Genomic DNA, 13,415 nt, shown 5'->3' on the forward strand with positions numbered 1-13,415 from the left:
ATGACACACTTCAATCATTCGATGCTGAAAAAAGCCCTTATCCCCACTCTCATTCTTTCTATTTTGGGCTGTAACGGCCAAACCGGGTCATCCGTGTCCGCCGACGATGCGCTTTTGGGCGCGACATTAAAAACCGGATTAGTGATCCGAGCAGGCCAATGCAGCGCAACCGCGTTTAAAAACGGGAGTGGTGTGCATGTTGCCGGTGATGGCGACACCATTTCAGGACTGAGTGTTAACTGCACCACGGTGACCAGTGATAAAGCGAAATACGGCAATTACCTCACGGGCATCGGTGGATACGGTCAGTATTGTGTTTCTACCGTCGTGGGGCTCAACAAAATTGGGGCGAAAGTGGTCACGGACCCTCTTCCCAACAATGCAGACCACTGTTTACTCTCAGGGAAAGCGAGCAAAATTGCAGGCAAGTTGGCAAAGTATCCTTAGTCTTCATACCAAAGCGACAAGCCACTTGAATCTTATAAGATTCAAGTGGCTTGTTTGTTTTTAGACGCCATCAACATACCGTGTTAACAAGAACCCGCAATCGCCGCCCAGCTCATTAATACGCTGTTAAAGCTGCTGTAAAACCCACAACGGCTGTAAACAATCCCAGACCAATTACCGCGTACGGATTCAGGAATGGGCTCTCCTGAAGCAGTGTGTGTTGCCACTATGGGGTCAGAAACATTGCGGATAAACGCATACTCAAGGCCCGCGCTTTCTGCTTGATGGGCAATCACCGCATCATCCATCTCCAGAAAGCAATAAGGGCTGCTGCGTTCGGTTTCTTCTATGTAGTAAAAATCAGTGGTCAGCAGAGGTTGGTCCTTAGCCACTTTGATTTGAGCTTGGGTGAGATTGTCAGGAGAAAGCGGTGCGTTGATCAAATCCGCATAGTGGTAGGCGACATTCGATGCGCTTGTGTTGCTCGTATCTGGCGCTTCATCCGCGTCATCATTCTGGCCCTGATTGAGTTCCTCAATGGCGTCGGCAATAGTGTCTGTATTCCAAACTTGGTCCATCGCAAACATCAAGGATTGCTGCGTTGAGGGGTAAAGCGCCTCTGAAGGGAACCAGGTCTCACAGCGAAACGTTTGATGGTTATACCCACAGGTGTCATTTTCAGGTTTCTCTAAATCAATCTTGGCCATGTTCGTCACGATGGCCGCCCCTAACATGTCAGTGATAGAGCCGCCTCCCGCCGTCCCTGTTGACACAATACGTTTCGCGCCCGAGTGCGCGAACAAGGTATCAAGCATGGATTCCAACCCTGCAATCCAAGGGGGATGCGCCAAATGCACCTGCGATTTCACCAACAACACCCGTTGTTGTTCACCCAGCGCGTTGGTAATGCCAACCAGTTGAAAGTGAAACAGCGGATCGCTGGTTGAATCTTCACTGTATGCATTAATCGTGTTGTCATTGAAATAGCTAAACCATTTCTGACGCCATGCAACATCGTCGGAAGCACGTGGCGTAGCGCTGTTTAGCATGACATGATCAAGTGCTGACCATTCAGCCGATGTCCAAGTGACAAGAATCATATCGGCGTGAGGGAGACCATTAGTAGATAAAGAATGGGTATCGATGTCACCCTCAAGCGGCGTTGGCGCGGTTTGACCAATCGCTTGCCAGTTCACCGCAGGTAAAGGGATCTCAGCGCAGGCTGAAGGCGGCGTCGAAGCAACAGTCGGGGCTTTAACAGGGGTAATATTGGTATCAGTGTAACGAGACAACATAGACGCTCCTTATTTGTTTTGACACAGCAAGATCAGCACTCTTTCGGGCAGTTGAACCGTATGACGCAGAGAACTGTCCGCAGCCTGTTGGCAAGTGAGTGCCACTTTCCAGCCGTCACAATCACCATCAAATCGATTAAACGTCATGCTTCCATCAGGCTGGTAGGTATAGAAATACGGGGCATTGTTAGTGTCATAGAAGGTCTGTACATCCGTTAGCCCTAACATGAGTGGCGTGGCCGATTCATTCAGCACGGGATGAGAACCCAGATTGATGCTGTCCATGAAATGATCGATGTTCACCTTGCTGTATTTTTCGTTGGTTTTAATGAAGAAGTTTTCTCCCCCTAAACGAAAGAAGGCAAACCGCGTCCAGCCTTGCGCCCAAGTAGCAGACCAACTCACCTGACAATAAAGCGGTGAATAGGCTGGCGACATCATTTGATACTTCGCCACGGCACCCGTGTTTTTGTTGTAGGCCACAAAAAACACGTCGTTGCGATAGTAAAGCGGGGCGATGGTCGTGAACCCTGTCCCTACGCGCGTCGCGACCACTTTCTCTAACGTCAGATCTGCTGTGTTGATTCGGTAACATTGCGAATATTCAAAGTCCGAGTGATAGCAGATAAGCCAGGGTTGGTCGCCAAAATAAAAGCCTTTTAACGTTTCAACGGGGTGCTCAAGCGTGATCGTCCTGTCTTCGACAAAATAGGCATCAGAGGAAGCATCATAGCTTTTACAGAGAGTAAGGCTGACTGCATCCTCTTGAATAAATATTGAATATGACTGTCCATTGATACCAATACTGGTGCTCGCGATGGCATTATTACAAAAAGCGGGGATGTGTACATCGGACAAAGATTTCAAAGAAATTGAAGTATCAGGTAATACCGTCACATCAACCAGTGTGCTTTTACTCATAATTAACTCCTATTCATCATGACATTAAAGAACGATTAAGGGGATTACGCACTGTGATATTTCTTAATTGGCCATCATTAAATCCGAAATCAATATGAAACAATATTAAGATCGGAATTTAATAACATTAAAATAAAACGATCGTGTTTTTTATTACGTGTTAAAAACCATTACGGTGATAAGCGAACATCGAGCGCTTGACCTGAAGTAACATTTATTCCTGGATCGTTTTTGCAAAAAAGTGTGTCAACGAAAGTGAGGTGATGAAACGTTTTCAACGCCAATGTGCTTTGCATTCGCGTTAGCATTTGAACAATATCGTGTGGAAACTCTGCCGCACTCGCGGCGAACCAGAGCACCCCATATTGACGCCGAAGCACGGTGATGATTTCAACGGTGTTCGCGTCATTTTTTAGGGTGTCAGCACATAACCCCAGCAGTTCTGTCGCATTGAGCGAGTTATCCCCTTCCGCCCATTCCCAAATCATCACCCCTACATTTAATATTTTCCAATCAATGGCTTGACCAGAAAAATAAAAGGGGACGTTCCATTTAAAAGAGGCATTCCCTTGATAAATAATGGGAAAATCAGACGTACTCGCAGGGATGTCTGTTGCGGAAAAATTGAAGACGGTACTGTGAAGCGCACCGTAAGATCGCCCCGCAACGGAACCTTTGCTGGCTGCTGTATAAACATCTTGGGAAGGATAACCGACCAATGCCACTTCGTCAGGCAAGGCAGACAAACGGGATGACCCAGCGTGCGGAACAATGGACGGATAGTACATATTCAGACCCATAGGGGTCATCAGTTGCACGGTGATAGGAATAAATATATCCCCAAGTTTTTTCAAGAAGCCATTAATATCGTTGCGGTACAGTTCATTGCGATAACCTTGCCATATACGAATTCCATCCGGTGTTATTTTATTACTCATGGTTACCATCAATCCGACATAACAGTGTATGCTTGAGTATGGAGAGCATAAGTAAAAGTGACAAGTCGACTTTGTTATAGCCCTTATAACAAATTAGATTTTCAATTTTCCATTAAAAGAACAAACATTAAACTCCCTGCGAAAACGTATTGATAGGGGGTAAAATGTTCAAAAAAACCATTATAAACAACACAGAGTGGTGCATTATTGTCACGTTACTTCTTGGCAGTGACAGTGAAAAAAGACCACAAGTATCAGAAACAAAAACATTTACTGTAAAGGCATTCAATTCGGTTCAAATAGAATATGGGAATCTAAAAAATGGCTTTATTAATGGCATTCGAATTCTGAGCGATATCGGTGATCGAAAAGTGGACATCACTCAAACCATTCGCGATGAAAATCAGGAACTTGATGACATGCTGAATAACAGCTTTGCCTTAGAAGTGAATTCATTGAACCCATTGAAAATCCAAAAGATCAGCTAGGCAACTTTCTTACATTCAAGAAAAGGCGGTATTACCATGATGCATTTGGATCCGAAGCTGTTTAGGGCATTTAAGGCTGTCGCGGAATCACGAAGTTTCAATGATGCCGCTGACATTGCCGCCATGACACAAGCCAACATCAGCAAACACATCAAAAGCTTAGAAGAGCAAGTGGGCTATGAGCTGTTTGTTCGCACCCCCAAATGCCCCATCATCACGGATGCGGGCAAAAAATTACTGCAACACATCAAAAACCTCGAAGATTTGAACAGCGATTTTTCTCTGGAAGTGAAGAACGACTACCACCAGATAGAAGGCATCGTGTCCTACGCCATGCCGCCCTCTTGCTTGCTGTCGCCGCACTTTCCCATGCTTTTAGAACGTCGGCTCAACTACCCCGAGCTCGAAATAGACCTCACGCTCACACACAACAAACAGGTCTTTGAGAAAGTGTTATCTGGGCAGGTTGATTTTGGGTTCGTCACCGAGAAGGTGGATCACCCACGTCTGAAATACTACGAATTCTGTCAGGAGGAGTATGTCATGGTGGGCGCGCCAATCACCGACGTATCTGGCTTAAATGAAAAAAGCATGCTCAATTACAACTACATCGAATACCCCGGCATGGGGGTGTATTTCAATTATTGGCGTCAGCATTTCTTCCCGCAACTCGATTCAGTCAACGACCTCTCCGTTCACTTTGCAGGCCGTATCAACAGCATCGAAGGCGCTATTTTGATGGTTCTGGGTGGCCTTGGTATCTCCATTTTCCCCCGGCACTGCATACAGCAATACCTCGACAGTGGGCAAATGAACGAGTGGCATGTTAACGCTGAGGACTCGAAGCCATTATTCAACGACATTTACATTGTAAAACTGAATCCGGGCAGCGAGCCAAAACGCGTTGAGAAGGTCATTTCTTGGTTTATGGCGATATCTCAGGGAAAGCATTAACGCTTATCACAGCATCGCTTTTTGCTTGAGAAAGCATCACACGCCCTCGTTAGATAATCAGCCATGAATGCAGTAATCGGCCCGGCATGAACGCGAACGATCCAGCAACCACCAGCGCCATCACGTAAAGGATCACCATCGCATTACGGTGTTTCTTGATATCGCCTCGTCTTATCGCAAAGAACGCTTCTGGTACTGTGTACAAGGTAACGAGGCTGAGAATGTGAATATAGCCAAAATGGTAAAACACTTGTGGGCCAACTTGAGCGGGAATAAACAACGCTGACATGGCCGTTGCCAACATTAACAGCATGTATACCTTCCCCAATTGCTTGTGGTTTTGACTCCCTTTTCGCCTGATAAGCAAAAACGACCCAATACAAAACGATGCAACTGCCGTCATTAAGTGAAAGTAAACCAACCCCATGTTTTCCATTTCCGTCTCCGTCCCTCTTCGCCAGGTTTCTTCATCACCGTAACAAACGGGCCACAATCAACGAAAAGCAGCACCATATTTTTCGACAGATATCTGAAACGCACTTAGCAATAGCGGGGATTTAACGAAAATCACCGACGTCCAAGTTCGAGACGAGGGTTCTTAAATCGGCTGGTTGTTACTGGCAGGAAAGTGCTTCGGAGCAAAATACGTTTGCGTGTGCCTTTGCGTCGCTGAAACAATAAAAAAGGGCACCCATTAGGCACCCTCTCTTTCTGGTATTGCTCTGGCTTGCGCCACTCACATCATGCGTTCATTTGTGCATTCATTGAGGCATCAACCTGTATTGGCGCAGGTACGCGGAACAAGCGGCGACAGCGCTCTAGGAACACCCCGTAGAACATACCGAGTACACCAGACAGCAATGCGTTACTGGCAACAGCGGTCAGAATCTGGCTTGGGTCTGCACCCACCGTGAGCAAGATCGCCGCGTAAACCGGGGATTGAAAGGTCACGTAAGCGAAGAAATCAGCCACGCGCTTGGTTAAACGAGAGGCGAAACTGCGCTGTGCAAATTTGATCACGCTGTCGCGGAAAACACCATAAGGCCACGCGATCAGAATGTTGACGGGAATAGACAACAGACGCGATGCTAACGACTGTTCTAACGTCATACCAGACACGAAAATCTCGATCATCATGCCAGTAACAAAACAAAACACTACCATGGCAAACATGTCAGCCACGACACTCCGAACGCGGGAAGCGCCTTTCATCTATCTCACACCCTCAAAATCGCAATCAAAACAGTGGCAAAGGGGCCACGAAATCGATCACTATTAAAACAAAACATGGGTGGAGTTAGGCGCTATATTTTAAAATATATCCAGTTATTTATTCTTATTTGAACCCAAAAAATAGCCTCATGAACTATTAGAATTATCACAATTAAAGACACTGATTATGAATTGTTCAATCCTGCTTTCTATTGAGGTCTCTTGCCATGATAAGCGCGAGGCCAAAGACTTGAAGGAACAATGCGAGATTTCGATAGGCAGAGATTTTGCGGTTAAATTCGTACTGATTTTCCGCCATTTGGAGGTTATCCAGATATAGCGTGTCTATCTTATTTCTTAGGAGATCCTGCTGGTCATTAATTTTAGCCATGATGGACGGCATATTTTCACGGGTGAGCGGGGTGTCATTCATGTCCGTGAAGGCATCTAACAGTGTGACAGCCACAGACTCGGACACTCGGATGTCGGCAGGGGTTAACGCGAGTACAACCAAGATCGCCTCTCTGCGTCGCTCTAAGGCGTCTGCTTGTTGCCAACTGAGCTGAATGAGTTGGTTGTTATTGGTTTGACGCTCCGCCACCGCAGTCGCTTTCTCGCCTAAATCATCAATCACAAAGTTTGTCATGAGTGCCGCTGCCACGTTCAGCACTAAGCCTGTTGCCACAATAGCCCATGTGGGTATTGGTAATCGCATGTCCTTCATCCTCTCAACGTCCCTTCACACCGCTTTTTAAAAGTGGCATGCACAATGACCCGACATTCGACCCTTTTCTTCATTGCTTACTTACATTTATAGCTCAACATCACATTCCACTTGGCTTCGTGAAAGAAAACGCGGTGCCTGAGATACCCAAGTCACCGGAAGAGATTAGGCTCCAAAGACAAAAAAGCCCGCGAGGGCGGGCTTTTGGATTGGATATCGCGTCGTGAGTTATGCGCTTTCAGCAACCGGAACGACATGAGCGATTTTGAGGTAGGCATGCAGCTCGCCATTTTTATATTCGATCGCGGAGTGAATGTTCACGGCTTTGTTGGCAATCACTCGACTGCGATACGTGTTTTCGCCTTTGGTGATGTCGAGATCAAGCACACCTTGTTCAAGTTTCCATGACCCTTTGGTCGGCAGTCGATTAAAGAGTGTGAATTCTTCGAGGGTGCCATCGTGGTGCAGGAACAATTCGGTGACATACCCTGCACTGCAGGATTTTATCCAACGTTGTCCGCTCACTTCTTGATGAGTAAAAGGGCGTTTTCCAGACATCCAGTCAAACAACGCAATGGCGTCGACATCAGACATGTCAGGAAGTTGTTCAATATCGAGCAAAGCTGCCGTGCTCGACTCGCGCATGAAAAGCTGTAAATACGAACTATTGACCTGTTTTTGCATAAGTTGTGTCGTTGTCATTCCCTGAAAGAGATGAAGATAACGCCTACTTTTTCTGTCATCACCTCTCTTTTCGCAGGAATGTTAACCAACGCTGACTTTGTAACCAGTTTCGTGACCTTCTCAAAAATTGAACGGGTTCGACAATGAGAATGCAGTCTCAGTTGAGAGGCGGTAAACCGTAGACTATCTTTAAACATACGGTCACTACGCTAGGTCAAGATTATGCGCTACCCCCTTGTAAAATCGATAGTATTTGGCATCGCGCTTCTTCCAGGAATGGCCTCAGCAGAAAAAACTGAGCTTGGGGAAGTCGTCACTGAACGCAACGAGTCTATTTGTAAGCAAAAATTCACACAGGAACTGTTCACGCAGCAGCGTATTTTCAGTTCAACCCGAAACGGACCTGATAAACGACGCATTGCAGAGCGAAAGATTGCGGCATCACGTGAGAAATACAGCCTCACTGCAAGCTATTGCGATGCCTACGACGTGATCATTACGTTTGAACCTGAAACACTTGATCGCCGCCCAGGGGATGCGCAATTCGATTAATTGCCACCGCGAGCCCTCTTTGTCAAAGCATGACGCACGCCCAACTCCACCGGCGTGCGTTTTCATTCTCTACACTTTTATCGCCTGTTAGTGCGGCAAAATGTGTGCTCGGTGCGTACCCGCATCGAAGAAATCTTTGCCTTATCACTCACTTTTCGGTGACTCAGACTTCCACTGTGCAGTCTTTGTTTTTCCGATGGATGGTTTTTGTCGAATCATTGTGAAAATTGAAAGAGATATGACAACTTAAGCCACCACTGTTACAGTGCATTGTTACTTCATTTCGATAGGTTTTTAAGGTTATGTTGCCACGCTCAATGATTGATTCATTCAAAACTTATGCGCGCCCTGTTTTTGCGGCTACCGTTATCGCTTTGACTGTCTCGGCTTGTTCCGACGATGAAGTGGGTGACGTAAGCTTGGGCTTGTTCACCACCAAAGACATCAAGATCCAAATTTTCAACGATCCTGAGGTGCCAGGGGTGACCTGTCACATTAGCCATGTGAAAGCAGATTTGGATTTTTCAGACCCTTCTGACATGGGCATTTCATGCCGTCAGACCGGTGAAATTACCGACGAGATGATCGCGAACGTTGACCGTTCAAAATCAGGTGAAGTGGTGTTTACGGCTTCGAAAAGTATCTTGTTCAAATCGATGAAGATCCGCCGTATTTTCGATGCTCAAAACCAAACGCTGATGTATTTGTCTTACTCAACCAAAGAAACACAAGGCAGCCATAAACACAGCTTGTCTACTGTGCCACTTTGGGGAACCAAGGCGTGGAAAGCGCCAACCGAGGTTGAGTAATACCCCTTTTCGCGCCTTTCATGAAGAACCTCCTGTCTTCGTGAGAGGCGCGAATCCTCTCTGAAAACCCCGCCAACATTTCACCTAGCACGGTAATTTTCGCTCGTATCTGCCCACGATATAGGTGACGTAACCCACTTTAAACACGCCAGCCAATACGATGGTCATGATGTGTGCAATGGTTTGATGGGTGATGGAAAATGCATCTGCAAAGGGAAAACTCACCAGCAGAGAACCAATCATCATCAGCGCTGACAAAAACATGAGCACACCACCGACCTGCGTTACTCGCTTAAAATCAATACCTTGAGGGTTGTCTAACATCACTTGTGTCGTCATTATGCTTTTCCTTTTAAAGATGCATTTAAAATACACTTTAAAAGATCAAATGACGTTATTCAAGAGAAATGCGAATGATTTTCAACCAGCGCGGTTTCAATACATCAGATGCGAGAGGCGATTTTTAAGGAAAAACAGTCACTTCGTTACCCCAAAATAAACGAAGAATAAACACGAGGTAATCGTTGGGTTTCCCAGGTTACGCCGTTAAGATACCCTGTCTCAACAATTCAGGATCTACCCATGACATCCACACACACTGCTTCTCTTCAAGACGTAGAAGCGCAAACAACAGAATGGCTAGAAAACGTCGTTATCGGCTTGAACCTCTGCCCTTTCGCTGCAAAACCACAGCGCAATAAACAGATCAAAATCGAAGTGTGTGAAGGAAACACTGATGAAGCGGTCATGGAGAGCTTGCTGACGGAACTGAATCTGCTAGAAAGCAGCGACGTGGCCAATCTTGAAACCACCTTGGTCGTGACACCGAATTACTTTCAAGACTTTGATGACTACAACCAGTTTTTGGATGTCGCAGACATGATCATCGAGCAATTCGGCTGGCGCGGGATTTATCAGATTGCCAGCTTCCACCCCGATTATTGCTTTGCGGATGTCGAGCCTGAAGATGAAAGTAACCTGACCAACCGATCTCCGTATCCGGTGTTTCACCTGATCCGTGAAGCCAGCATTGAAAAGGCATTGAAGTATTACGGCGGCGATGCCGATGCCATTCCTGACATTAACATCGACCGCGTCTGTTCTTTGTCGAATGACGAGAAGAAAGCATTATTCCCGTATCTGTTCCGCGCACACGGGTAATTTCTCACTCACCATTGCACGACATAGCGATTTACGCAGACACTTCACAGCGACACTGCGCTAAAACGTCACCCGATAAGGTTAAGGTCAGCACATCGCCATCATTGAGCTGACCAACGCCTTTTGGCGTGCCTGTTAACACGATATCTCCCGGTAGCAAGGTAAAGTACTGACTCACATGACTGAGCAGAGTCAGCACTGGCGTGATCATTAAGGCGGTATCCCCGCGCTGACGCGCTGCGCCATTGATGTCTAGCCCATACTCCGTGCCCGCGAGATCGTGCTGATACGGTACGAAAGGGCTTTGTACGCAGCTACCATCAAACGCTTTTGCCAACTCCCATGGCAGCCCTTTGGCTTTCAGTTCACTCTGTGCTTCTCGCCGCGTTAAATCGAGCGCAACGCCGATGCCCGCAATGGCATCTTCCGCTTGTTCAGCAGTAGCCTTCGTTAACGGTTTTCCGATGAGAATCGACAACTCCGCTTCATAGTGAATAGGCGCTAACTGTTCACGGAGTAACAGAGGAGCATCGGCACTGACCAAGGCTGTTGACGGTTTCAAAAACAACACAGGCTCATCAGGGATTGGGTTGTTCAGTTCTTTCGCATGTTCTGCGTAGTTGCGCCCAATGCACACCACTTTTCCTACTAACAACAGTGCGTTATCACCTGTCTTCCACGTATGTTGGTACATGTGCCACTCCTTGTGCGCTAACCCTTTGTTTCACTTTTGATAAAACTCGATCTGAGATCGGTTTTTTCGTTCCTAAAGGGAAGATGGTAAGACCTAGATAGCAAATTGCCAAATGCCCCGTTGTTGTAATTGCTAGTCAGGTTAAGGATTACAGTATCCCACTCTGCTAATAAGGTTGGCTGAACGCAAATGAATGCCTTTGACTACGACGCCCCCCTTTCCTGCGTGATCTTCGATTGCGACGGTACACTTGTGGATAGTGAAGTGCTTAGCCAAATGGCGATCGTTGAGGTGTTTGCACACTACGGGGTTGTTCTTGATTTACAAGAATGTATGGACAATTTCCAAGGCGGAAAACTGGCAGATGTCTTACTGCAAACGTGTGAGCGTCACCAACTGTCCATATCCCTCGATGAGCTAGAGCCACTCTACCGTGAAAAGAGTGCCGCCTTGTTTGAACATCACCTCAAACCCATTGAAGGCGTGCCTGATTTATTGCACATGCTTGAAGGTGAAGGCGTGGATGTCTGTGTCGCATCAAATGGCCCTGTCAGTAAGATGAAATTGACCCTCGAAATGACAGGTTTACTTCCTCATTTTATCGGACGCCTATTCAGTGCGTTTGACACCAACAGTTGGAAACCTGCGCCCGATCTTATCCATTACTCAGCCATGAACATGGCAACGCCTCTCGACCAGTGTTTATTTGTGGATGACACCAGTCTCGGCGTTCAAGCGGGCATCAATGCAGGTATTCGCACAATTTATTTCAACACAGGCAACAAGGCGAATATCGATCACCCTTTGGTGTTATCCGTCTCGTCGATGCAGGAACTTCGCTCCTTGATGAAACAACTGCCGCTGTCGAACGGATGGATGTAGCAGACGCTAACGCGTTTTTGAGGAATGAAAAAAGGGACGCCATGGCGTCCCTTTTACGTTCTGTTTTATGCTTTCAGCATGCAGTGCCCAGCATGATGGGTTAGACGTTTACGGCAGTGTTTTTAGGCTCTGCTCGTAGTCGTCGAATGTCGTCATCACGCGCTCGCTCGCACCGCCCGTCAGCTTGCTCACAAGGATGATTGAAACACCTGCCAAGATAAAGCCAGGGACGATTTCGTAGATATCGAAAATGCCACCTGTCAGCTGTTTCCAAACCACCACGGTAATGCCGCCCACTAACACACCCGCCAGTGCGCCGTTGCGGTTCATGTCTTTCCAGAAAAGGCTCAAAAGCAATGCTGGGCCAAATGCCGCACCAAAACCTGCCCACGCGTAAGACACAAGGCCAAGCACGCTGCTGTCAGGGTTCATTGCCAGCATGAGTGCCAGAATTGAAATACCGATAACTGCCACACGGCCGACCATCACCACTTCGCCCGTTGATGCTTCTGGACGGAAAACTTGCTTATAGAAATCTTCGGCCAACGCGGAAGAAGACACCAACAGTTGCGAATCGGCTGTACTCATGACTGCCGCCAAAATCGCCGCCAGCAAAATACCTGCGATGATCGGGTGGAATGCCGCGTTAACCAAGATCATGAAAATGGTCTCGCCATCCGCCAGCTCGCCACTCAAGTGGGTATCCACGTACAAAATACCGACCAAACCGATCATCACCGCGCCAGCCATGGAGATTGCACTCCAGCACACGGCGATGCGACGTGCCGTGGTGATGTCTTTGTTGCTGCGGGTTGCTTTAAAACGCGCCAAGATATGAGGCTGACCAAAGTAACCCAAGCCCCACGCCACCAGCGAAATGATCGCAATCGCTGAAAGCGGCTCGCCTTTCGCGTCATTCCAAAGCGTCAGCAATTCCGGATTTTTCGCTTCCAGTGCCATAGCAACATCAGAGAACGACCCTTCCATGGTGGCAATGGGCACGATCAACAGCGCTGCCGCCATCAACAAGCCTTGCACCAAATCCGTCCAAGAAACCGCAAGAAAACCACCGAATAGGGTGTAAGACACCACACACACGGTGCCGATAATCACGGCGGTGCTGTAATCCAAACCGAACACAGCCTCAAACAATTTACCGCCTGCAACCAAACCTGAACTGGTATAGAAAAGGAAGAAAAGCAAAATGAAGAAAGCAGAAATCGTTTGTAATGCTTTTGACTTGTCATCAAAACGGCGCGACAAGAATTCAGGCAAGGTCAGTGCGTTATCCACTTCGATACTGAACGTACGAAGCCTTTTTGCACAGATTAACCAGTTTAAGTAAGTACCCGCTAACAAACCTGCTGCTAGCCAAAGCGATTCAATACCGGCCGCATACGCATAACCCGGCAAACCAAGGAGGAGCCAACCACTCATATCAGATGCACCTGCTGATATTGCGGCAGGCCAGGGGCCTAAAGAGCGTCCACCTAAAAAGTAATCTTCTGAATTGGCGGTTCGCTTATAGGCGTACACACCAATGCCTAGCATCAGTACCAAATACACGATAAACGTGGCGCTGATAGCAAAGCTATTCTCAATCATTCATTTTCCCTCAAAAAAAAACTGAGCACCGCTCTCGGTGCTCATATCC

General features: G+C 47.2%; 17 protein-coding genes. 7 read left to right on the forward strand and 10 right to left on the reverse strand.

What is annotated here, in order from left to right:
- Entirely contained in the window at window positions 1-447 is a 447-nt protein-coding gene (locus EQP46_RS11900) for a hypothetical protein (RefSeq protein ID WP_129493863.1), read from the forward strand.
- A gap of 83 nt (window positions 448-530) precedes the next feature.
- On the opposite strand, the gene EQP46_RS11905 is transcribed toward EQP46_RS11900, so the two are convergent.
- The 3 genes from EQP46_RS11905 to EQP46_RS11915 all read right to left on the reverse strand — a co-directional run bounded on the left by EQP46_RS11905 (window position 531) and on the right by EQP46_RS11915 (window position 3,613).
- Window positions 531-1,742: a hypothetical protein gene (locus tag EQP46_RS11905; RefSeq protein WP_129493864.1), complete on the reverse strand. Its 1,212-nt coding sequence runs from the start codon at window positions 1,740-1,742 to the stop codon at window positions 531-533.
- A 9-nt stretch (window positions 1,743-1,751) separates the two neighbouring features.
- Window positions 1,752-2,663, reverse strand: a complete 912-nt coding sequence (locus EQP46_RS11910) for a hypothetical protein (protein WP_129493865.1) — start codon at window positions 2,661-2,663, stop codon at window positions 1,752-1,754.
- Window positions 2,664-2,833: 170 nt separating this feature from the next.
- On the reverse strand, window positions 2,834-3,613 hold the full coding sequence (locus tag EQP46_RS11915; RefSeq protein WP_192545502.1) for a hypothetical protein: 780 nt from the start codon (window positions 3,611-3,613) through the stop codon (window positions 2,834-2,836).
- Between the two features lie 152 nt (window positions 3,614-3,765).
- Between EQP46_RS11915 and EQP46_RS11920 the strand changes: the two genes are divergently transcribed.
- Complete coding sequence (locus tag EQP46_RS11920; RefSeq protein ID WP_129493867.1) at window positions 3,766-4,089, forward strand: hypothetical protein; 324 nt, start codon at window positions 3,766-3,768, stop codon at window positions 4,087-4,089.
- Window positions 4,090-4,125: 36 nt separating this feature from the next.
- Window positions 4,126-5,043: a LysR family transcriptional regulator gene (locus tag EQP46_RS11925; RefSeq protein ID WP_129493868.1), complete on the forward strand. Its 918-nt coding sequence runs from the start codon at window positions 4,126-4,128 to the stop codon at window positions 5,041-5,043.
- 49 nt (window positions 5,044-5,092) lie between these two features.
- Here EQP46_RS11925 and EQP46_RS11930 read toward each other — a convergent pair whose 3' ends face one another.
- The 4 genes from EQP46_RS11930 to EQP46_RS11945 all read right to left on the reverse strand — a co-directional run bounded on the left by EQP46_RS11930 (window position 5,093) and on the right by EQP46_RS11945 (window position 7,663).
- On the reverse strand, window positions 5,093-5,479 hold the full coding sequence (locus EQP46_RS11930) for a DUF2306 domain-containing protein (RefSeq protein ID WP_129493869.1): 387 nt from the start codon (window positions 5,477-5,479) through the stop codon (window positions 5,093-5,095).
- 305 nt (window positions 5,480-5,784) lie between these two features.
- Window positions 5,785-6,255, reverse strand: coding sequence for an L-alanine exporter AlaE (locus EQP46_RS11935; RefSeq protein WP_129493870.1), 471 nt, complete (start codon window positions 6,253-6,255; stop codon window positions 5,785-5,787).
- A gap of 196 nt (window positions 6,256-6,451) precedes the next feature.
- Window positions 6,452-6,970, reverse strand: a complete 519-nt coding sequence (locus EQP46_RS11940) for a hypothetical protein (RefSeq protein WP_129493871.1) — start codon at window positions 6,968-6,970, stop codon at window positions 6,452-6,454.
- A 237-nt stretch (window positions 6,971-7,207) separates the two neighbouring features.
- The gene (locus EQP46_RS11945; protein WP_129493872.1) at window positions 7,208-7,663 is read right to left on the reverse strand and encodes a hypothetical protein; all 456 of its coding nucleotides are present in this window, start codon (window positions 7,661-7,663) and stop codon (window positions 7,208-7,210) included.
- 222 nt (window positions 7,664-7,885) lie between these two features.
- On the opposite strand from EQP46_RS11945, the gene EQP46_RS11955 reads away from it, so the two are divergent.
- Complete coding sequence (locus EQP46_RS11955) at window positions 7,886-8,215, forward strand: hypothetical protein (RefSeq protein ID WP_129493874.1); 330 nt, start codon at window positions 7,886-7,888, stop codon at window positions 8,213-8,215.
- A 302-nt stretch (window positions 8,216-8,517) separates the two neighbouring features.
- On the forward strand, window positions 8,518-9,024 hold the full coding sequence (locus tag EQP46_RS11960; RefSeq protein ID WP_129493875.1) for a CreA family protein: 507 nt from the start codon (window positions 8,518-8,520) through the stop codon (window positions 9,022-9,024).
- 84 nt (window positions 9,025-9,108) lie between these two features.
- On the opposite strand, the gene EQP46_RS11965 is transcribed toward EQP46_RS11960, so the two are convergent.
- The gene (locus EQP46_RS11965) at window positions 9,109-9,363 is read right to left on the reverse strand and encodes a hypothetical protein (RefSeq protein WP_129493876.1); all 255 of its coding nucleotides are present in this window, start codon (window positions 9,361-9,363) and stop codon (window positions 9,109-9,111) included.
- A gap of 243 nt (window positions 9,364-9,606) precedes the next feature.
- Here EQP46_RS11965 and EQP46_RS11970 point away from each other — a divergent pair, with 243 nt between their 5' ends.
- The gene (locus EQP46_RS11970) at window positions 9,607-10,185 is read left to right on the forward strand and encodes a DUF1415 domain-containing protein (RefSeq protein ID WP_129493877.1); all 579 of its coding nucleotides are present in this window, start codon (window positions 9,607-9,609) and stop codon (window positions 10,183-10,185) included.
- Window positions 10,186-10,216: 31 nt separating this feature from the next.
- Here EQP46_RS11970 and EQP46_RS11975 read toward each other — a convergent pair whose 3' ends face one another.
- Window positions 10,217-10,879, reverse strand: coding sequence for a fumarylacetoacetate hydrolase family protein (locus tag EQP46_RS11975; RefSeq protein WP_129493878.1), 663 nt, complete (start codon window positions 10,877-10,879; stop codon window positions 10,217-10,219).
- 189 nt (window positions 10,880-11,068) lie between these two features.
- On the opposite strand from EQP46_RS11975, the gene yieH reads away from it, so the two are divergent.
- Window positions 11,069-11,761, forward strand: a complete 693-nt coding sequence (gene yieH / locus EQP46_RS11980; protein WP_129493879.1) for a 6-phosphogluconate phosphatase — start codon at window positions 11,069-11,071, stop codon at window positions 11,759-11,761.
- A gap of 108 nt (window positions 11,762-11,869) precedes the next feature.
- On the opposite strand, the gene putP is transcribed toward yieH, so the two are convergent.
- A complete protein-coding gene (putP, locus tag EQP46_RS11985) occupies window positions 11,870-13,366 on the reverse strand; it encodes a sodium/proline symporter PutP (protein ID WP_129493880.1) in 1,497 nt (498 codons plus the stop codon).
- Window positions 13,367-13,415: the final 49 nt, after the last annotated feature.

This window comes from Enterovibrio baiacu (genome assembly GCF_004120195.1).
Lineage (GTDB): Bacteria > Pseudomonadota > Gammaproteobacteria > Enterobacterales > Vibrionaceae > Enterovibrio > Enterovibrio baiacui.